The following is an 18,990-nucleotide window of genomic DNA, read 5'->3' on the forward strand; positions in this document are numbered from 1 at the left end:
GCGCGCTGAATAGCGCTGAACGAGTTGGGCCAGCTGAGTGTTGGACGCGGTGCGGCGCCTCCCGGCGGATCGGGGGGCGCCGCGGCGCGTTCAGCGGTATTCGGCCAGCCGTGGGCGGATCCCGGCGATCAGCAGGCCGGCCAGGAGGACCGCGGCACTGATCGGCGCCGTGCCCCAGGGCTCCGCCTCGCGCAGCCCCTCGTCGAGACGCTCGTCCAGGTCGCGGCGGTTCACCTCGACCAGATTCGCCAGGAACCGGTCGTACGGGCCGAAGAAGCGGTCGGGGGCCCGCTCGTAGGAGTACCGCAGGAGCCCCTCGTCCCCGATCGTGATGTCGGACCCGAGCGTGTCGGCGGTGTAGCGAAGGGCCCGGTCCACATCGGCCGGGACCGTCCAGGCCGGCAAGCGGCCGTTCTCGGCGGCAGGGCGTTTCTCGGCGGTAGGGCGCTTCTCGGCGGCACGGCCTCTCTCAGCAACTCTGCGGCTCTCAGCAACTCTTTCTTTCTCAGCAACTCTTTCTCTCTCAGCAACTCTTTCTCTCTCAGCAACTCTTTCTCTCTCAGCAACTCTGTGTCCCTCGGCAATTCTGTCCCGTTCGGTCATCCGGACGGTCGAGAGCGCCCGCGCTGCGTCGAACGCGCCCTCCTTGGCGTCCCGCAGTTCCTCGTCCTGGGCCGCGAGCATCCGTACGCTCGCCACCGTGAGCACGCAGGCGGCCAGCGTCACCAGGACGATCAGCGGATTGACCAGCCGGCGGTGGCGGCGGGCCAGCGTCACGTTCAGGGCGGCGAGGACGGCCAGCAGTGCCAAGCCCAGCAGGAAGGCCACGGTGAACGACTCGTTCACCGTGCTGCGCCGCTCCCGGTACGTGCGGTCCAGGTCGCGCGCGCCCGCGTCGGCGAGGCGCTTGGCGGACGGGAGCATCGTGCCCCGCATCAGGGCCGTGGCCTCCCGGTGTCGTTCCGGTACGGCGGCCAGGGCCTGGTAGCGGCCCAGCGCGTCCATCAGCGTGCCCACCTCGCGCCGCGCGGCGGGATCGCCGTCGGTCACGGCGGCCAGCCGCCGCAGGTCGGCGTTGGTACGCGCGAGCGCCTGCTGGAAGGGGCTCAGTGCCGCTGTGCGTCCCGCCCGGTCCTCTGGACGTCCGGCGGCGAGCATCGGCGCCAGGGCCGCGTCCATGTCGCTGAGCTGCACGTACAGGTCCGCGGCGACGAGCGACTGCGGAATCGCGCGCCCGCTGACGCGGCGCAAGCCGGTGCGCAGGTCGGCCGCGGTGGCCGAGACGAGGGCACCGAACACCAGGACGAGCGCGACGGCCAGGGCGGTCAGGATCCGCAGGCGTGCGGGGGTCGTCCACACGCGGCGGCGCGCGTCACCGCGCGGTGGGATCGGGTCCGGTACGTCGAGCCCGGTCACTGGAATGAGCGTGGTCACGGGTCTATCGCCTCCCTCGATCTTTATTCAATTCAGGTTGCAGAACACGGGTTGCAGAACACGGGCTACAGAGAACGGGCTACAGAGAACGGGCTGCTAGAACACGGGCTGTTAGAACTCGGCTACAGAAAACGGGCTTAATGCGCGGGCTGCAGGGCACGGGCGTTCAGAACACGGTCTTGGGGCGTACGGCATTGGCCAGCTCCACCAGCGCGACGCGCTCGCGGCGCCGGTCCGAGAGGCGTGCGAGGGCGCGGTAACCGCGCTCCAGACCGGACCGCAGGCCGCGATCGGTCATCGGGATGCCGAGGATCTCGACCGCGCCGGTCCAGCCCGTCCGGGCCGGCGCGCCGAGCCGGTCCAGCGCCGCCCGCAGGATCAGCACGGTGAGGCGATGGTGCCGCTCGCCGGTCAGTTCCAGCCGTTCCAGGCGTTCGGCGGCCTCTACCAGCTCCTGGCCGCCGATGCTCGCGGGATCCCGGCCCGCGAGCGCCGCCACGATGGCGGCGGCCTGGGCATCGGTGTAGTGGCGCGAGGACTCCGGTACGGAGGTCAGCGCCTCCGCCGCCGCGTTCCGGTCGCCCTGCGCGAATTTGGCCCGGGCCAGGCCGAACGCCGCGCTCAGATAGGTCGGATCGGTCCGCCACACGGACTCGTGGCGGCGAGCGGCGACCGCATGCCGGCCGCGCAGCTCGGCGCACAGGCCGAGGGCCAGCTTCGGGGCCGTCTCCCCCGGCACCAGGGCGTGGACGCGGGCGAAGTGCCGGACCGCGCCGTCGACCTCGCCCGCCAGAAGCGCGCAGATCCCGAGGTACCAGGCGTACCGCCAGTCGCCGGTCTCGCCCTCCAGCAGCGGCCGGGCCGTCTCGTGGTCGCCGTTCGCGATGTGGTCCACGGCCAGCCTGAGCGGGTCGGCGACGGCCCCGTCCGGTGCCAGGGGCGGGGCAGGGGACAGGGCGAGAGACGAGGCCGCCCCGGCCTCCGGCGTTTCGATCACCGGGGCGGGCAGGACATCGGCGACCCAGGCCGCGCCTGGCAGCGCGCCGGGGCCGGCCACGGCGGCCGCCGTCCCGGGCTCGAACAGCCCCGACGTCCAGGTGGCGCGGGCCCTCCGGGGTTGCGGCGGCCCGCCCTCGGCGGCGAGGACCTCGGCGAGCACCCCGGCGACCTGCTCGGCCATCTCCGCCGCCGATCCGAACCGCTCGGCCGGGTCAGGGTGGGCGCCCCGGCGCAGCAGCCGGTCGTACGACCCGTTCCGCGCCAGCACCCGCACCCGGTCGCGGTCCGGCAGGGACTCGCGGTACTTGCCGGTGTATCCGGTGAACTCGAAGCTCAGCACCGCCATCGTGCGCGCCACCGTGTACAGGTCCGAGCCGATCGACGGGCCGTAATCGGCGATCTCCGGTGCCTGGTAGCCGACCGTCCCGTACACCGGCCCCTCGGCGTCGTCGATCCGGCGAACGCCGCCGAGGTCGATCAGCTTGAGCCGGTCGCCGGAGTGGATGGCGTTGTCGGGCTTGAAGTCGCAGTAGAGCAGGCCGAGGTCGTGCAGGTGGCCGAGCGCGCGCAGCGCCTCCAGCCCGTACGCGAGCACGTGCGCCAGCGGCGGCGACTCCCCCGCTCGGCGCCGTTCCAGCACGATCTCCTTCAGCGAGCGGCCACCGACGTACTCCATGACGATGTAGCCCTCGCCGAAATGCCGGACGAAGTTGTGGATCTGGACGATGTTGGGGTGCTCGACGGCCGCCAGGACGCGCCGCTCGGCGACCGAGGCCGCCAGCAGGTCGGGGTCGGCCGAGCCGAGCATGCCCTTGAGGGCGACCCAGCGTCCCGAGACGCTGCGGTCCCTGGCCAGGTAGACCCAGCCGGTACCGCCGTGCGCCAGGCAGCCCAGCACCTCGTACTGCGCGGCGACCAGGTCGCCGGGCGCGAGCTTCGGAAGGAAGGAGAAGTGGGTCCCGCACCGGCCGCAGAAGCCGCTGGCTCGTCCGGGCTGCTCCGCGCGCCCCCGGCCGACCGGCTGGTCGCAGGACCCGCAGAAGCGCTTGTGCTCGGCGATCTGCGGATCGGCCATGACCGCCGACTCCGGGTCGCGGTACGGGACGGGCGGTACCTCGATCAGGCCGGCGCCAAGCCGACCGGCACCGAGCCGACCCGCACTGGGCATGCCGACACTGGGCATGACGGCACTGGGCGTGACGGCACTGGGCATGCCTCGCAGGCTCGCCGCCGAGGGAACGGTACGGCCGCCGCTGCCATGCGGGAACGCCGGCTTCGGCGGCACCGTCTTGGGCCTCGCCTTGGGGACCGGGGTCGTGGGCGGCTCCCGATCGGGGGCCAGGCCGCACACATCGCAGTACCCGTCATGGATGTGGCCTGGGCAAGTCGTGCCGGAGTTGGTGCGGGAGTTGTTGCCGAAGTTGGTGTGGGAGTTGGTATGGGAGCAGGAGGTCAGGACAGCGTTCATCGTCTCCACCCGTGTCATCGGCTGTGGTGAGCGGGGCGAGGCGAGATGGGCGCGCGCGGACGCGCGGGCATCGAGCCGTCAGGCCACCGGCCGATCAGGGAAGGCGAAGGCCCAGGCGAAAGAGTGAGCGCAGGCCCAGGTGAAGGCGTGGGCGCAGGCGTGGGCGCAGCTAAAGGATCGGGTGAAGGAGTGGAGGCGAGGGTGCGGCAGGACCGTGTACGTCGTCATCCGGGTGTCTCCCGTCGGGCAGAGTGATCTCCGTCGCCGACCAGGCTTCCCGGCACACCTAGGGTCAGGTTACCGTTCTCTTACCTTTATGCACAGAGCTTTATACACAGAGCTTTTCGGATCGAGCTTTACGGCCAGGGCTTTATGGACAGGCCTTTCCGGCCGCGCTCACGCGGCGGGCGCCTTCGATTCCATCGGGGTACGGCCGCGGGCCAGCAGCCAGACCATCGCGGCCAGCGCCGCGACCTGCAGCGGCCAGCCCATCACGATCTTCGCGGTGCCCAGCAGCGCGCTCTGGTCGCCGTCGGCCACGTAGATCGGGTACTGCACGGCGACCCGGAGCACGCAGGGGGCCAGCAGGATCCAGGTGAGCCGCGAGCACAGCCGCAGGATGCCCGGATCGGACCGCCAGCCGGTCGGATCGCCGGTGACCGAGCCGATGATGAAGCCGACCACCGGCCAGCGGGCCACGATCGACAGGATCATCACCGCCCCGTAGCCGGCGTTGATCATGATGCCCGGCATGAAGGCGTCCTCGGCCTTGCCCGACCGCAGCGCGAAGAACGCGGCGACCGCGATGCCGAGCAGGCTGTTGATCACGAACTGCGGGTTGGACCGCTGCGCGAGCCGGACCACGACCAGCAGCACCGCCACGCTCACCGCGACGATCACCGCCGTCTTGACCTGGTCGGTCAGCACGTAGGTGAGGGTGAACCCGATCGTCGGCACGGCGGCCTCGAACATGCCGCGCACGCCGCCCAGCGCCTTGGACAGCTGGGTCCGTACCGCCGCCTCGACGGTGTCGTGCGCACTACCGGAGTCGTGCGCACTCCCCTTGGCCGGGGTCCCGGAAGCCTTGGAGGCTTCGGACGTATCGGTCGGTTTGGAGGTACCGGTCGGCTCGGTGGCACCGGCGGTGTCGGTACGGGTCAGCTCGTCGAGCGCGTCCGCGAACAGCTCGTCGGCCAGCGCCTCTTCGGCCGCCGTGGCCGGCTTGGCGGCCCCCGCCGTCTCGTCCGTCTCGTCAGTCCTGCTCGTCTTGCCCGCGCCGTCGCTGGTCGACCGCATGGCGTCTCCCGTCCGGCCCGCAGCCCCGTCAGGCCCCGTCACGCGCTGCCGCGCAGCTCGTAGCGGGGGTTGAACATGACCTTGCGGCCGTCCTGCAGGCTCACCAGGCCCTCGGCGCGCAGCCGGCGGCCCGGGTCGATTCCGGCGATCTTGCGCCGGCCCAGCCAGACCAGGTTGATCACATCGGTGCCGTCGTAGAGCTCGGCCTCCAGGGCCGGGGCTCCACCTCGGGGTCTCAGTGTCACGGTACGTAGCGTACCCGCCACGCACGCGCGCTTGCGCGTCGCGCAGTCGGTGATGGGGGTGGCCCCTTCCTCGCCGGAGGTCTTCTGCAGTTCCGCGGCCTCCAGCTCGGTCTTGCTCGACGCCATCCGCCGCAGGAAGCCGCGCAGCCCGCCACGGCCGCTCTCGGTCGCGGCGGAGTCGTCCCTCCCCGGCGTCGTACTCGCCGGAACGTCGTCCATGAATCGAACCCTAAGGCATACCACCCCCAAACGAACCGCCGCCTAAACCACGAACCTCCAGATGAACGGTCAAACCGCCGATATCGCGTCCCGGCCCCGCGCGGCTCTCCGCCCTCGCCCGGCACCGCGCGCGCGGCTCCCGATCTTCCGTCCGGCGGCGGGCCCGGCCCGTTCACCGAAACGGGCCCGCCCGCCTTTCCCGAACGGCCCCCGGGCGCGCTCCGGGGCGGCTACTTTGTCGTGCAACTATCACTCTCTGTAAGTAAAGACTCTCTGTAAGCAATCCCTTCATAGGGGATGCACGCGGCACAACGGGGGCGGAATGCTGCGACGTGGACGACCGAAGAGACAGCAGAAGAGACGACCGGGGAGACGACTGGAGAGACGACTGGCGAGGCGGCCAGGGAGACGCGGAGACGGGCCGATCACGGCCGTGGTCGCGCTGGGCTCGGGATGCGCCGTGCTGATCTCGGGATGCGCGGGCGGGGGCGGCAGCGGCGGGGCACGGCCGGGGGCGTCGGCCGCCAAGGCCGCACCGCCGGCCCCCGCAGCGATCGCGATCGTGCCGGGCGACGGCACCCGCGACGTTCCCCCGGACCGGCCCGTCACGGTCTCGGCGGTACGCGGCACCCTCGACCGGGTAATCGTGAGGGGCGGCGGCGGCACCGCCGCCGGGCGGCTGTCGGCCGACCGGCGCAGCTGGCGCAGCCGCTGGCCGCTGCGGCCCGCCACCGCCTACACCGTGACCGCCACCGGCACCGGCGCCGCGGGCGAGCGCACCTCGCTCACCGGCCGGTTCAGCACGCTCAAGCCCCCGGCCATGTTCAGGATCGCCGATGTCACGCCGCGTTCCGGCGAGACCGTCGGGGCGGGCATGCCGCTGATCGTCACCTTCGACCGCTCGATCGCCCGGCGCCGCGCGGTCGAGCGGGCGCTGCAGGTCCGGATGTCGCGACCCGTGACCGGCGCCTGGCACTGGACCGGCCCGCGCCAGGTCGTGTTCCGCCCGCGGCACTACTGGCCCGCCGGGCAGCGCGTCACGCTGCAGGCCCGCACCACCGGGGTCCGGGCCGGGCGCGGCCTGTACGGGGCGTCCGGCCATGTCTCCGGGTTCCAGGTCGGTCCCCGCAGGATCAGCACCGTGGACGTCCGGCGGCGGCGCATGACCGTCCAGGAGAACGGGGCCACCGTCCGTTCGATCGGGATCAGCGCGGGCAAGGGCGGCAAGCGCGCGTACACCACGACCAACGGCGTCCATCTGGCCATGGGCAAGTACGACCCGGTCACCATGACGTCGGCGTGGATGGGCGTCACCGACCCCAAGGATCCGCGCTACTACAAGAAGAGGGTGCGGCACGCCGTGCAGATCTCGGCCAGCGGCGAGTACGTGCACGGGGCACCGTGGTCGATCAAGGACCAGGGGAAGCGGAACGTCAGCCACGGCTGCGTCAACGCCTCACCCGCCTTCGCGCAGTGGTTCTACAGCCGTTCGCTGCGCGGCGACGTGATCAACGTGACGGGCACCGACCGTCCCCTCGAATCGGACAACGGCTGGGGCTACTGGCAGATCCCCTGGGCGCAGTGGGTCAAGGGCGGCGCGTTCGAGCGCCCGATCCGGCCGCACCGCGACCGATGACTTCCGCGGCACCGCGTGGTCTGTTACCGACATGGACGCAGATACAGAGGACGACGCAGTTACAGAGGACGCTGCAGTTACCGAGGACGCTGTCACAGGCACGAACACCGTGAAGCTCGGAGTCAGCCTGCCCGTGTCAGGCGAGCACGCCTCGCCGGAGGGCATCGTCCAGGTGGCCGAGGAGGCCGAACGGGCCGGGCTCGGCTCGGTCTGGGCGTACGAGCGCCTGCTGAGGCCCGACGGCCCGATCGCGATGGGCGGCCCGGGCGGGCCGGTGATGGACCCGCCGGAGTCGTTCGCCAACGTGTACGACCCGCTGCAGGCGCTCGGCCATGCCGCCGCCCGTACCGAGCGGATCACGCTGGGCACCAGCGTGGTGGCCGCGCTGTTCCACAATCCCGTCACCCTGGCCCGCCGGATCGCCACGCTCGACCGGCTGAGCGGCGGGCGGCTGCTGGCCGGGCTGGGGCAGGGCTGGATGGCCCAGGAGTTCGAGGCGGCCGGGGTCCCGATGCGGCGGCGCGGGGCCGGCTTCGAGGAGCATCTGCGGGCGATGCGCGCGGTCTGGGGACCGGACCCGGTGAGCTTCGAGGGCCGCTTCCACACGATCCCCACCTCGCGGATCGGTCCCAAGCCGGTGCGCGACGGAGGCCCGGCCGTGGTGCTGGGCGCCGCGTCCCCGGCCGCGGTCGACCGCGCCGCGCGGCTCGGCCTGGGGCTCACCCTGGTGATCTTCGACTGGGACGTGCTGCGCGCGACCATCGAGGCGTACCGGCGGGCGGCGGAGACGGCCGGGAATCCCGGCGGCCCCATCGTGGTGCAGGTCAACGGCCCGGTCACCGCCGAGCCGCTGGACGAGCGGGCGCCGCTGACCGGCTCGGCCGAGCAGGTCGCCGGCGATCTGGCCGAGCTGGACGAGCTCGCCGTCGACCACGTCTTCTGGTTCACCGAGGACGAGCCGGCCGGGCGGGTCGCGGCGATCGAGCCGCTGCTGCGCCGCTGAACGCCGTCAGCCGGGCAGCGTTCAGCGGGGCTCAGCCGGGCAGCGTTCAGTGGGGCTCAGCGGGGCTCGGCCGGGCGGCGTTCAGCGGCGCAGCGGGACGGCGGCTCCGGAGACCCGGACCCGCGTGTCGCCCTCCCGCAGCTCGACGCGCAGTACCCCGGGGCGTCCCATGTCCTCGCCCTGGTACAGGGTGAGGCGGGCGGCCGGCGGTACGGCACCGAGCCGCCGCAGGTACGCGCCGAACGCGGCCGCGGCGGCGCCGGTCGCCGGATCCTCCACCACGCCGCCCACCGGGTACGGGTCGCGGACGTGGAAGGTGTCCGGCGACGCGCGCCAGGCCAGCTGCACGGTCGTCAGGTCGCGCGGGCGCATGTACTCGGCGAGCCGGTCGAAGTCGTAGGACAGCCGGGCCAGCCGTTCGCGGGTCGCCGCGGCCAGGATCAGGTGCCGTGCCCCCGCGTACGCGACATGGGGGGGCAGCGCCGGGTCGAGGTCCGCCTCGCTCCAGCGCAGCGCGTCCAGCGCCTCGGCGATGTAGCTGGGGCTGACCTCCTGGACGTACGGCTCGACGCTGGTGAGGGTCGCCCGCGCGATCCCGTCCGGGCCGATCGACGCCTCGGCCGGGACGAGCCCGACCTGGGTGGCGAACAGCAGGCGCCCGGGCCCGTCGCGCTCGGCCAGGGCGGCGGCGGTCGCGAGGGTGGCGTGGCCGCAGAAGGGGACCTCGGCCTTGGGGCTGAAGTAGCGCAGGCCGTAGGTCCGTCCGGGGGCGTACAGGCCAGGTGGCGGGAGGGTGACAGGTGGCGGGAGGGTGAGGAAGGCGCTCTCGGAGCAGCCCGCCTCGGCGGCGATGGCGAGCATCGCCGAGTCGGCCAGACCGGCGGCGTCGAGGACGACGCCGGCCGGATTGCCGCCGCGCGCATCGGCACTGAACGGATCGGCACTGAACGGATCGGCACTGAACGGATCGGCGCCGATCGGATCGGCACTGAACGCCGAGTACCGCAGGACGGCGCGCCCGAGGGCGGGGAGCGGGGTCGTGAGCGTCATCTGAACGCCCAGATAGTTCCTATATTTCTCATGTGACCGATTAGCAGAGAATTTCTGCCGGACGTCAACCCAGGGAACGGAGACCTGGCACCCGGGTACGGGCCGTGGTCCGGGCGATGGTGCGGGCGACATCGACGAAGTAGCCCACCTCGGCCACTCTCAGCAACCGGGCGCACACCACGTACAGTACGCCTCCGACGAGTCCGCCGACAGCCATCGCCAGCAGTCCCGGCAGGCGGTCACCGTCCATCAGCTGACCGAACCCCCATACGCACCCCGCCGCGAACAGCCCGCCCGGCAGGGCCGCCAGGTAGAGCAGCGCGAGCGTACGGAAGATCCGCCGGCCGTCCATGCCCGCGAGCCGCCGCCGCAGCACCCACGACGCGCCGATCGTCCCGACGAGATAGAACAGCCCGTACGCCACCGGCAGGCCGAGCACCACGTGCCGGGGCGGCAGCACCAGCAGCATGCCGATCGCCGTCCCCGACTGGACGATCCCCGCCGGAACGGCCAGCAGCCCCGGCGTCCGGGTGTCGCCCATCGCGTAGAAGACCCGCATCTGCAGCTGGAACACCGTGAACGGGACGACCATCACCGCGAACACCATCAGCACCAGCCCGATCCGCCGGGCGTCGTCGGGCTGAGTGCTCCCGTAGGCGAACAGCAGGATCGCCCCCGGCACCGCGAACACCAGCATCGCCACCGACAGCGGTACCAGCAGCGCCGACGCCAGCCGCAGCCCGCGCGAGAAGTCCGCGCGGAGCAGGTCCCGGCGCCCATCGGTCACGTGCGCGCTCATCCTCGGCAGCAGCGCGGTGATCACCGACACCGCGATGATCGCGTACGGCAGCTGGAACACCACCTCCGCGAACTTGTACGCCGCCAGACCCGCCCCCGGCTGCCCCTGCTCAGCCGCGCGGGCGCCCGCGCGCGTCGCCACGTTCGCGGTCACCAGCAGCCCGCCCTGCGCCACCACGATGTAGACGAACATCCACAGCGCCGCCAGCGCCGCCTCGCCGAATCCAGACCCGCGCAGGTCCAGGCGGGGCCGCCAGCGAAACCCGGCCGCCCACAGCGACCAGGCCAGCAGCAGGCTCTGCGCCACCGTCCCGAACGCCGACCCGATCCCGAGCACCATCAGCTGCGCGTCGGTGACCGACCCCACGTCCTGGCCGGACCCGGCGATCCACAGGAACGCCAGCCCGGCACCGCAGGTGATCAGATTGTTGATCACCGGTGCCCACATCGGCGCGCCGAACCGCTGCCGGACGTTCAGCAACGTGCCGGCCACCCCGCTCACCCCGATGAACAGGATCTGGGTCAGTAGCAGCCGGGTGAGCAGCACCGCGATCTCGCGCTGGCGGCCCTCGTACTCCCCCGCGTACAGGGTGACGAGCAGGTCGGCGCCCAGCACCGCGACCACGGTCAGCACCAGCAGGCCCACCACGGCGGCCGTGAACAGCCGCTGCTCGGTCGCCGCGCCGCCGTCGGCGTCCCGCTTGCGCCGCTTGACCAGGAACGGCACGAACACGCTCGTCAGCAGGCCGCCGAGCAGCAGCGCGTACACCGTGTACGGGATCATGTCGGCGGTCTGGTACGCGTCCCCCAGCAGCCCGACGCCCAGCGCGGCACTCAGCACGGTCGTGCGCAGGAAGCCGGTGGCGCGGGAGAAGACCGTCCCGATCGCCATCACCGCACTGGAATGCGCCACCCCGGGCGGCGCGGCCTGCGCGGCGCCGTCGATCTCGTCCCGGCTCGCCGCCCACGGCTTGTCACCCGGCCCCGGATCACCGACATCGGCCGGATCGCGCAGCGGCACCAGGCCGGGCTCGGGCTCGGTGGGCGGCTCGAACCGCTCGGCCGCGTCGAACACGGCGGGCATGACCACCCGGCCGCGGTCGCGCCCCCGCTGCTGATTCACCCGCTCGCCGACATCCCGTTCCTCCACAGGAGGGACCCTACGCGGACGCCATCCGCCCCAGAACACGCCACGAGTCGACGATGGCGGCGAAGGTCAGACGGCTACCGCTTCGATCGCCGGGACGCGGACCGCGCGGCGGGCGGCCCCCAGCGCCGTCACCATCGTCAGCGCGGCGGCGATCGCCGCGACCCCCGCGAAGGTGAGCGGGCCGACGTCCGGCAGCGCCGTGCCCACCCGGGCGATGCTGAACGGAATCACCGTGAACAGCGCCGCGAACGCACCGCACACCAGCCCGATCCCGGTCAGCAGCACGCCCTCCAGCGTCACCGCGCCCAGCACCTGGCCGGGGGTGGCGCCGGCCAGCCGCTGCTGGCCGAACTCCCGGCGCCGGTACGCGGTCGCCGCGATCAGGGTGTTCACCAGCATCAGCGCGGTGAAGACCAGGATCATCCCGATGACCACGAAGTTCAGGGTGGCGATGTTCTTCTGCTCCACGGTGCTGAGCAGCCCGGCGGCGGCCGTGGCGTCGTTCTCGATCTCCTGGAGGTAGATCGTGCCGACCGCGATACCGGTGAACAGGATGATCGGCATCACCACGCCGGCCATCTGCCCGGTGCGGCGCCGCATCGTGCTCACCGCCAGGTCACCAGCCACACCCAGCCGGCCCAGCGGGCCCGCCAGCGCGCCGGCGATCCGCCGGATCAGCCACGGGGCCAGCAGCGCCAGCCCCAGCGCGGCGAAGATGTCGGCCTGCCCGGCCATCGCCATGGCGTCGGTCCCCTTGCCGCGCATCAGCGTCGCGGTCATGACCCCCAGGTAGAGCGCGAGCAGCAGGAACAGGATCCCGCCCACGACGCGCTTCCGGCTCATGCTCGCCTCGCCGACCGCGGCGTCCGCGAGCGACTCGGCCACCCGCGCCCGGGCCGTCCGGCGAACGGTGATCACCGCGGCGCCGGCGGCCGACACCAGCGTGATGCCCAGCCCCATCGCCGGCGCGATCGGCCCGAACGCGTACCCGATGCTCTCGGGCACCTGGTCGGTGGAGTGCAGCAGCGACAGCAGCCCCATGCCCATCAGCATCGCCGGGACGATCGCCAGCGCCCACGCCACCAGGGCCAGGCCGGCCGCCTCGCCCACGACCATCCGGCCCAGCTGGGCCGGGGTCGCGCCGATGCTCTTGAGCAGCGCCATCTCCTCGGCCCGCTGCCGGACCGACAGGGTCAGCGTGGAGGTCACCGCGAGGATCACCAGGACCAGCCCCCAGCTCCCCACCACCATCGCCATGACCGTCAGGGTCTCCGCGGCGGCACCGGTGGCCTCGCCGCGGATCGAGGTGTCCAGCATCGAGGCGAACGCCATGATGATCGCCGCGCCGAGGAACATCGCCAGGAAGCTCGCCAGGAATCCGCCCGCCCGCTTCCGCAGCGAGCGCAGAGCCAGCCCGAACATCGTCACACCCCCGCCGTGACGCCCGCGGCGCCCTTGACCCGCTGCCGCTCGACCTCGTCGGCCAGATGCGTCATCCGCTCGGCCACCGCCTCGGCGGTGGGCGTGGCCATCGAACCGACCAGCCGGCCGTCGGCCAGGAACACGACCCCGTCGGCGTACGCGGCGGCGACCGGGTCGTGCGTCACCATCACCACGGTCCGCCCGTACACCCGTACCGCCTCCTGCAGCAGGCCGAGCACCTCCCGCGCGCTGCGGGTGTCCAGCGCCCCGGTGGGCTCGTCCCCGAACAGCACCCTGGGCTCGGTGACCAGCGCGCGGGCGATCGCGACCCGCTGCTGCTGGCCGCCCGACAGCTCCGACGGCAGGTGGCCGAGCCGGTCGCCCAGCCCCACCCGTGCCAGGACCTCCTCCGCCCGCCGCCGGTCGGCCTTGCGGCCGGCCAGCTTCAGCGGCAGCGTCACGTTCTGCGTGACGGTCAGCGTCGGCAGCAGGTTGAACTGCTGGAACACGAACCCGATCCGCTGCCGCCGGAACTTGGTCAGCTCCGCCTCGCCGCCGCCGGGCAGCTCGGCTCCGTCCACGTACACCCGGCCCTCGGTGGGCCGGTCCAGGCCAGCCGCGCACTGGAGCAGCGTGCTCTTGCCCGAACCCGACGGGCCCATCACCGCGGTGAACGACCCGGCCGGCAGCGAGAGCGAGACGCCGTCCAGCGCCGCCACCTGGTTGCCCTCGGCGCCGTAGACCTTCCGCACGCCTTCGAGCCGGAGCGCCTCACCGGTCGTGACCGGGGCCGCTTCCTTCCTTCCCAACATCGCCCTACCTCCTTCGTCCGCCGCCCATCGGCGCCTGGTGAAGACGCTATGGACAGCCGGAACGCGCGACGATGGGCTCAAACCGCCAACCGGGGTAGGCCTAACACCCCCATCGGCACTCCCCCATCGGCTCGGTGTCACATGGGCTCCGTGTCACATGGGCTCGGTGTCACATGGGCTCGATGTCACATGGCACGGTGTCCGCATGGCGGTGCCGCCCCGGCTTGGTCATCACTATCGGTGACCCGTTAGCACGCCGATCAGGCTCTGGACCTTTACGAAGTACGGTCTGATCGTGACGCTGGTCAGCGTTCTGCTCGCCACGCCCTGCCTGTGGTTCCGCCATCTGGCCTGAGATCCGCCAGAATCAGGGGATGGAACCGGTACCGGAGGACTGGACGCGGGCGCTGGCGATCGTGGCGCATCCCGACGATCTGGAGTACGGCGGCTCGACCGCCGTGGCGAAATGGACGGCGCAGGGCAAGGTGGTGGCCGAGCTGCTGGCCACCCGGGGCGAGGCGGGCATCGACGGGATGGATCCTGACGAGGCCGCCCGGGTCCGCAGCGTGGAGCAGGTCGAGGCCGCCCGCGCGGTCGGCGTGGAGACCGTGGAGTTCCTGGACCTGCCCGACGGCATGCTGGAGTACGGGCTGCCGCTGCGCCGGGCCCTGGCCGAAGCCATCCGGCGGCACCGCCCCGAGGTCGTGATCTCGGTGAACTTCCGGGACAGCTTCCCCGGTGGCGCGTTCAACATGGCCGACCACCGGGTGCTCGGCCTGGCCGTCGTGGACGCGATCCGCGACGCCGCCAACCGGTGGGTGTTCCGCGACCTGGAGGCCGAGCCCTGGCAGGGCGTACGGTTCGCGCTGTTCGGGGGCTCGCCGCAGTCCACCCACTACGTCGACGTCACCGGCCACCTCGACGCCGGCGTCGCCTCACTCCAGGCCCACAAGGTCTACTTCGCGGGTCTGGGCGCCGACTTCGACCCTCGGGAGTTCCTCACCGGCATGGTCGAGCCGGCCGGCAAGGAGGTCGGCGTCACGCACGCGCTGCCGCTCGAACTCATCCCGTTCTAGCGGTGGCTCACCGAGCGCGGGTTCTTTAGGCCCTCTTTCGCTCCGAGCCGGTTGGCTGGCGGCGAGTTCATCGACCCCGGCGACCCGGAGGACGGTTCATGGAGGAACGGCCGGCCCCGATCCGCGAGGTCCACGAGTACGGGGGGCGCGACCTGTGGCGGCGGTCGCTGGAGTGGGGCGGCCTCGGCGTCGAACACGTCCGCTGGCGGACGGCCGACGACGTCGAGGGCCTCACCCAACGGCCGGACCACCTGGTGTTCGTCACGCTGTCGGGCACCGGGGGCCGCACCACCGCCGTCGTCGACGGGGAGCGGCGCTCGGAGAGCGTCGACTTTCCCGGGGCGACGACGTTCATCCCGGCCACGCGCCGCCGCTGGACGCGCTACCGGAAGGGGACGATCACCTATGCCGCCGTCCGGCTCGATCCCGGGCACCTGGACGCCCTCGGCGCGTCCGGAGCCCTCGGCGACCTCTCCCGGATCGAGTTCGCGGCCCATACCAACAGGTCCGACCCGTTCCTCCACCAGGTGGCGACCACACTGGTGGAAGGGCCCGCCGTGCACTGCGCCGCCGACCAGCTCTTCGCCGACAGCGTCGCCACGACGGTGATGCTGCACCTCCTGCGGCGGTACTCCAGTCTGGCGCCGTCCAGCGGAGCGGTCCACCGGCGATCCCCCGCGCGCCTGGAAGGGACGGCCCTGCACGAGGTGCTCGACCACATCCACGAGAATCTCGGCGAGAGCCTGCGCCTGGACGCGCTGGCGGCGGTCGCGGGAATGGACCGGCACCGCTTCTCCCGCGCGTTCAAGGCCGCCAGCGGCACCTCGCCCCACCGGTACGTGACCGAGCGCCGGCTGGAACGCGCCGCGCGGCTGCTGCGCGAGCGCACCGACCTGCCCATCGCCGACATCGCCTACCAGGTGGGCCTGGCCAGCCAGAGCCACCTCACGACCGCGTTTCGCCGGCGGTACGGCGCGACCCCCCGCTCCTACCGGCAGGCCCACATCCCTCATTGAAGGCCTGCACGGCAGGAGCGGACCGGCCGGACGGCTCAGAGCTTGACCTGGCTGTCCGGGAAGGTCTTCCCCGGATACCACGGCCGGCCGTCGATCGCGGAGAATCCCGGGATCGACTCCATGTGCCGCACCATCCTGCGCCGCAGCTCGCGATCGGGCAGGGGGCCGCGCATGGCCGCGAGATTGTCGCGGACGTGAGCGGCGTCGGTGGTCGCCGGGAGCACGCAGGTCACGGCCGGGTGCGAGATGACGTACTTGAGGAAGAACTGCGACCAGGTCGTGCAGCCGATCTCCCGAGCGAACCCCGGGAGCCGCCGGCCCCGGACGACCTCGTGCAGCCGGGCCTTCTCCAGCGGCATGTTGACCATGACCGCGGTGCCGTGGTCGGCGGCGGCGGGCAGGATCCGCCGCTCCGCCTCCCGCATGAAGATCGAGTAACGGACCTGCACCATGTCCAGGTCACCGGTCCGGATCCAGCGCTCGAGCGCCGCAGACTGCTCGGGGATCTCGTGATGGGTGACCCCGAGGTAGCGGATCCGGCCCTCGTCCTTCAACCGCCGCAGGATCGGCAGGATCATGGGGGTGTTGGTGAGGCTGTGCACCTGGACGGCGTCGAGCCGCTCTCGGTGCAAGCGCCGCAGCGACTGCTCGAACTGCCGCAGCGCGTGGGAGGGATCCGTGAAGTACTCCCCGCACGCCCAGCTCTTGTCCGTCAGGAAGAGCCCGTCGGTGATGTCGAGCCCGCGGGCGAACTCCCCGACGTTGGCCTCCGACGCCCCGTACAGCGCGGAGGTGTCAAGGACCCGGCCGCCGCCCTCCCAGAAACGGCTCATGACGTCGCGGATGTGACCCCGCGGGGCGTGCGGCAGCCTGTCGAACGTCATGAACGTGCCCAGTCCCACCGCTGGGACCCGTTCACCGGTACGCGGGATCCGGCGGGTGATCAGGTCCCGGAAGCCGGGCCCGGCCGAGGCGCTCGCCGCCCCGGCCGTCCCGGCCAGCCCGGTCGCGATCAGCGCGCCGGCGCCCGCTCCCTTGATCAATTTCCGCCGCGAGGGGTGGTCCGCCGTCATGGATGCTCCTCACCGATGCGATCGACCGCCTGGTCGATTCCGTCCCGCTCGATGCTGCCGAGCGGGCGGTGGGGCGTCTTTCACATCCGTGCCGGTTGCACGATCGTGCACCGGGGCACCGGGGCACCGGGGAAGCGGGGCACCGGGGAAGCGGGTAAGCAGGGCACCGGGGAAGCAGGGAAGCGGGAGCTACGGGCGGAGCCGGGAGGCAGAGGTCAGTGGCGGGCGTTGGGGCGCTTGCCCCCGTTGGCCTTGCGGCGCTTGCGGGAACGGCGCTTGCGGGTCTTCTTGGACATGCCCCATTGACCACCCGCGGGCGCCGTTCGGCAAGGAACGGACCGGAGCACCGAGGGACGAAAAGCACCGGACCGCACGCCCGAAACAGGCGTGCGGCCCGACCCTCAACGCTGCGATCGCGTGCGAAGCCAGGTTCGAGCCTGCGAGAACCTGATCGCGAAGCGAGCCCCTGGGCGAGCCGGAGCGATGCAGCGATCGCCGTCGGCGCCCGCCGAAGGAGGGCCCCCAAGGCCCGACGCCAAGGGCGACGCCATCAACGCGCCGACGCCATCAGCGCGCGCCTAGCGGACCTCGGTGATCTCGGGGCCGCGCTCGAAGGGGTCGAACGTCTCGACGTTCTCCTCGTCGTCCTCGGCGGCCTCGCTGAACTCCTGCGGGACCTGCAGTTCCAGCAGCTCGCGCGGCGGCATCGGGGACTCGCCCCGGACGACGACGATGTTGCGGAACACGTCCTCCAGGACCTGCCACTGCTCCTCGTCCTCGATCGCGGCGCCCTGCACGATCGCCTGCAGGAACCAGCGCGGGCCGTCCACCCCGATGAAGCGGATCAGCTGCGGTGCCCAGCCCTGCTCGATGAACTCGGCCGGGATCTGCTCGCGCATCTCCTGCGGCATCTCGGCCAGGACCTCTTCGGTCAGCGCCGCGGGGACCATCGCCAGCAGCTCGGGACCGAACGGCCCCTCGCCCTCCTGGGTCTGGCCCTGGGCGTCCTCCTCGATGTCCTTGGCGGTGTCCCGCCGGATGTCGGCCCAGATGCCCGAGCGCTTGGGCGCGGCGAACGCCTGCAGCTGCATGGCGCTCTCCTCGTACTGCACCAGCACGGCGACCGGGCGCCCGTCCAGCGGGTTGCCCTCGTCGTCGACCTGGGTGGCCTCGAAGTTGACCTGGAAGCCCAGCCCCGGCGCGACCGGCACCTGCATCGCCCCGAAGTCCAGGCGCTGCAGCTCGGGGAACTTCTCCTCCGAGTCCCAGGGCCCGCCCTCGACGGCGGCCGGCTCGGCCGCCTCGGCGGTCTCCGGAGCCTCATCGGCCTCGCTGTCCGCGGCCGAGGCGGCGGTCTCGGTCTCCTCGTCGGCCGTCCGGGGCTCCTTCTCGGGCTCCTCGGCCTGACGGCGACGTCCAAAAGCCACGACTCACGCTCCTTCTTCGCTCAGCCCATTATCCGCGAATCCACCCGTGGAACCGAATCCGGCGGCGCCGCGCGCCGCTCCCGGAAGTTCGGTGACCTCGTGGAAGACCGCGTGCTCCACCCGTTGCACGACCATCTGGGCGATGCGGTCACCGCGCCGCAGCCGAACGGTGGCGCGGGGGTCGGTGTTCAGCAGGGTCACCTTGATCTCACCCCGATAACCGGCATCGACCGTACCGGGTGCGTTGACGATGGTCACCCCAAACCTAGCGCCCAAACCCGAACGGGGGTGAATGAAGGCGGCGTAGCCGTCGGGCAGCGCGATCGCGATCCCGGTGGGGACGACCGCGCGCTCTCCCGGAGGCAGTTCCACGTCGGCGGCGGCGACCAGGTCCGCGCCCGCGTCGCCCGCATGCGCGTACGAGGGAAGGGGCAGCTCCGGGTCCAGCCGGCGGATGAGCACGTCCACCTTGTTCGTCACGGGGTCACCTCAAGTCCGGGATGTGTCTCAAGCTCGGGATGTGTCTCAAGCTCGGGGATGTGCCTCGAGCTCGGGATGTGTCTCAAGCTCGGGGATGTGTCTCAAGCTCGGGGATGTGCCTCAAGCTCGGGATGTGTCGCGCCCGCCGGGGCGCGTCCGACCCTATCGACTGCCCGGTCCGCGGCGCGCCAGGCACGCGCGGTGGGCGCGTCCATCCGGGTACGGAGCGTCGCCCATGATCTACTGAACGTGATCTACTCGGAGGGGCGCCGCCCGGCGGGCGCCGCCCGCCTGGACAGCGTGACCACTTCCGGCACGCCCATCCCAGGGACGGCCCTGGGCGCGTAGCGTCAACGATGTCACTGACCGTACTTTTCGTACGGAGG

The 18,990-nt window shown here is 72.0% G+C and carries 17 protein-coding genes; 5 read left to right on the plus strand and 12 right to left on the minus strand.

Features of this window, described 5'->3' with window-relative positions; genetic code table 11:
• Positions 1-90 precede the first annotated feature (90 nt).
• The 4 genes from ACH34Q_RS08280 to ACH34Q_RS08295 form a co-directional block, all read right to left on the minus strand.
• Positions 91-1,434, minus strand: coding sequence for a hypothetical protein (locus ACH34Q_RS08280; RefSeq protein WP_395982191.1), 1,344 nt, complete (start codon positions 1,432-1,434; stop codon positions 91-93).
• Positions 1,435-1,600: 166 nt separating this feature from the next.
• Entirely contained in the window at positions 1,601-3,901 is a 2,301-nt protein-coding gene (locus ACH34Q_RS08285) for a tetratricopeptide repeat protein (RefSeq protein ID WP_395982192.1), read from the minus strand.
• Positions 3,902-4,297: 396 nt separating this feature from the next.
• Positions 4,298-5,062 carry a DUF3159 domain-containing protein gene (locus ACH34Q_RS08290; protein WP_395982439.1) on the minus strand — a complete coding sequence of 255 codons (765 nt, stop codon included), beginning with the start codon at positions 5,060-5,062 and terminating at the stop codon, positions 4,298-4,300.
• A gap of 173 nt (positions 5,063-5,235) precedes the next feature.
• A complete protein-coding gene (locus ACH34Q_RS08295; protein ID WP_395982193.1) occupies positions 5,236-5,661 on the minus strand; it encodes an OB-fold nucleic acid binding domain-containing protein in 426 nt (141 codons plus the stop codon).
• Between the two features lie 460 nt (positions 5,662-6,121).
• Here ACH34Q_RS08295 and ACH34Q_RS08300 point away from each other — a divergent pair, with 460 nt between their 5' ends.
• Both ACH34Q_RS08300 and ACH34Q_RS08305 read left to right on the plus strand, forming a co-directional pair.
• On the plus strand, positions 6,122-7,297 hold the full coding sequence (locus ACH34Q_RS08300) for an Ig-like domain-containing protein (RefSeq protein WP_395982194.1): 1,176 nt from the start codon (positions 6,122-6,124) through the stop codon (positions 7,295-7,297).
• A gap of 109 nt (positions 7,298-7,406) precedes the next feature.
• Positions 7,407-8,300, plus strand: coding sequence for a TIGR03619 family F420-dependent LLM class oxidoreductase (locus tag ACH34Q_RS08305; protein WP_395982195.1), 894 nt, complete (start codon positions 7,407-7,409; stop codon positions 8,298-8,300).
• A gap of 81 nt (positions 8,301-8,381) precedes the next feature.
• On the opposite strand, the gene ACH34Q_RS08310 is transcribed toward ACH34Q_RS08305, so the two are convergent.
• The 4 genes from ACH34Q_RS08310 to ACH34Q_RS08325 form a co-directional block, all read right to left on the minus strand.
• The gene (locus tag ACH34Q_RS08310; RefSeq protein ID WP_395982196.1) at positions 8,382-9,350 is read right to left on the minus strand and encodes a PhzF family phenazine biosynthesis protein; all 969 of its coding nucleotides are present in this window, start codon (positions 9,348-9,350) and stop codon (positions 8,382-8,384) included.
• A 64-nt stretch (positions 9,351-9,414) separates the two neighbouring features.
• On the minus strand, positions 9,415-11,232 hold the full coding sequence (gene murJ, locus ACH34Q_RS08315) for a murein biosynthesis integral membrane protein MurJ (RefSeq protein WP_395982440.1): 1,818 nt from the start codon (positions 11,230-11,232) through the stop codon (positions 9,415-9,417).
• Positions 11,233-11,364: 132 nt separating this feature from the next.
• The gene (locus tag ACH34Q_RS08320; protein WP_395982197.1) at positions 11,365-12,720 is read right to left on the minus strand and encodes an FtsX-like permease family protein; all 1,356 of its coding nucleotides are present in this window, start codon (positions 12,718-12,720) and stop codon (positions 11,365-11,367) included.
• A gap of 2 nt (positions 12,721-12,722) precedes the next feature.
• Positions 12,723-13,532 carry an ABC transporter ATP-binding protein gene (locus ACH34Q_RS08325; protein ID WP_395982198.1) on the minus strand — a complete coding sequence of 270 codons (810 nt, stop codon included), beginning with the start codon at positions 13,530-13,532 and terminating at the stop codon, positions 12,723-12,725.
• Between the two features lie 374 nt (positions 13,533-13,906).
• Here ACH34Q_RS08325 and ACH34Q_RS08330 point away from each other — a divergent pair, with 374 nt between their 5' ends.
• On the plus strand, positions 13,907-14,608 hold the full coding sequence (locus ACH34Q_RS08330; RefSeq protein WP_395982199.1) for a PIG-L deacetylase family protein: 702 nt from the start codon (positions 13,907-13,909) through the stop codon (positions 14,606-14,608).
• A gap of 98 nt (positions 14,609-14,706) precedes the next feature.
• On the plus strand, positions 14,707-15,624 hold the full coding sequence (locus tag ACH34Q_RS08335) for a helix-turn-helix domain-containing protein (protein ID WP_395982200.1): 918 nt from the start codon (positions 14,707-14,709) through the stop codon (positions 15,622-15,624).
• 35 nt (positions 15,625-15,659) lie between these two features.
• Here the strand turns inward: ACH34Q_RS08335 and ACH34Q_RS08340 are convergent, their stop codons facing one another.
• The 4 genes from ACH34Q_RS08340 to dut all read right to left on the minus strand — a co-directional run bounded on the left by ACH34Q_RS08340 (position 15,660) and on the right by dut (position 18,604).
• Entirely contained in the window at positions 15,660-16,697 is a 1,038-nt protein-coding gene (locus tag ACH34Q_RS08340; RefSeq protein ID WP_395982201.1) for an aldo/keto reductase, read from the minus strand.
• A gap of 215 nt (positions 16,698-16,912) precedes the next feature.
• On the minus strand, positions 16,913-16,993 hold the full coding sequence (locus ACH34Q_RS08345; RefSeq protein ID WP_395982441.1) for a 50S ribosomal protein bL37: 81 nt from the start codon (positions 16,991-16,993) through the stop codon (positions 16,913-16,915).
• Positions 16,994-17,275: 282 nt separating this feature from the next.
• Positions 17,276-18,124, minus strand: coding sequence for a DUF3710 domain-containing protein (locus ACH34Q_RS08350; RefSeq protein WP_395982202.1), 849 nt, complete (start codon positions 18,122-18,124; stop codon positions 17,276-17,278).
• 3 nt (positions 18,125-18,127) lie between these two features.
• Positions 18,128-18,604 (minus strand): dUTP diphosphatase, encoded by a 477-nt coding sequence (gene dut / locus ACH34Q_RS08355; protein ID WP_395982203.1) that lies wholly within the window; start codon positions 18,602-18,604, stop codon positions 18,128-18,130.
• Positions 18,605-18,805: 201 nt separating this feature from the next.
• On the opposite strand from dut, the gene ACH34Q_RS08360 reads away from it, so the two are divergent.
• Positions 18,806-18,952 (plus strand): hypothetical protein, encoded by a 147-nt coding sequence (locus ACH34Q_RS08360; protein ID WP_395982204.1) that lies wholly within the window; start codon positions 18,806-18,808, stop codon positions 18,950-18,952.
• Positions 18,953-18,990: the final 38 nt, after the last annotated feature.

The sequence above is a fragment of the Actinomadura sp. 9N407 genome (assembly GCF_044326315.1).
Lineage (GTDB): Bacteria > Actinomycetota > Actinomycetes > Streptosporangiales > Streptosporangiaceae > Spirillospora.

Excerpts from the sequence above, each read along its gene's own strand:
- ACH34Q_RS08345 (WP_395982441.1), bottom strand. The coding sequence starts at position 16,993 with ATGTCCAAGAAGACCCGCAAGCGCCGTTCCCGCAAGCGCCGCAAGGCC.
- ACH34Q_RS08340 (WP_395982201.1), bottom strand. The coding sequence starts at position 16,697 with ATGACGGCGGACCACCCCTCGCGGCGGAAATTGATCAAGGGAGCGGGC.
- ACH34Q_RS08330 (WP_395982199.1), top strand. The coding sequence starts at position 13,907 with ATGGAACCGGTACCGGAGGACTGGACGCGGGCGCTGGCGATCGTGGCG.
- ACH34Q_RS08335 (WP_395982200.1), top strand. The coding sequence starts at position 14,707 with ATGGAGGAACGGCCGGCCCCGATCCGCGAGGTCCACGAGTACGGGGGG.
- ACH34Q_RS08320 (WP_395982197.1), bottom strand. The coding sequence starts at position 12,720 with ATGTTCGGGCTGGCTCTGCGCTCGCTGCGGAAGCGGGCGGGCGGATTC.
- ACH34Q_RS08285 (WP_395982192.1), bottom strand. The coding sequence starts at position 3,901 with ATGAACGCTGTCCTGACCTCCTGCTCCCATACCAACTCCCACACCAAC.
- ACH34Q_RS08325 (WP_395982198.1), bottom strand. The coding sequence starts at position 13,532 with ATGTTGGGAAGGAAGGAAGCGGCCCCGGTCACGACCGGTGAGGCGCTC.
- murJ (WP_395982440.1), bottom strand. The coding sequence starts at position 11,232 with ATGCCCGCCGTGTTCGACGCGGCCGAGCGGTTCGAGCCGCCCACCGAG.
- ACH34Q_RS08295 (WP_395982193.1), bottom strand. The coding sequence starts at position 5,661 with ATGGACGACGTTCCGGCGAGTACGACGCCGGGGAGGGACGACTCCGCC.
- ACH34Q_RS08310 (WP_395982196.1), bottom strand. The coding sequence starts at position 9,350 with ATGACGCTCACGACCCCGCTCCCCGCCCTCGGGCGCGCCGTCCTGCGG.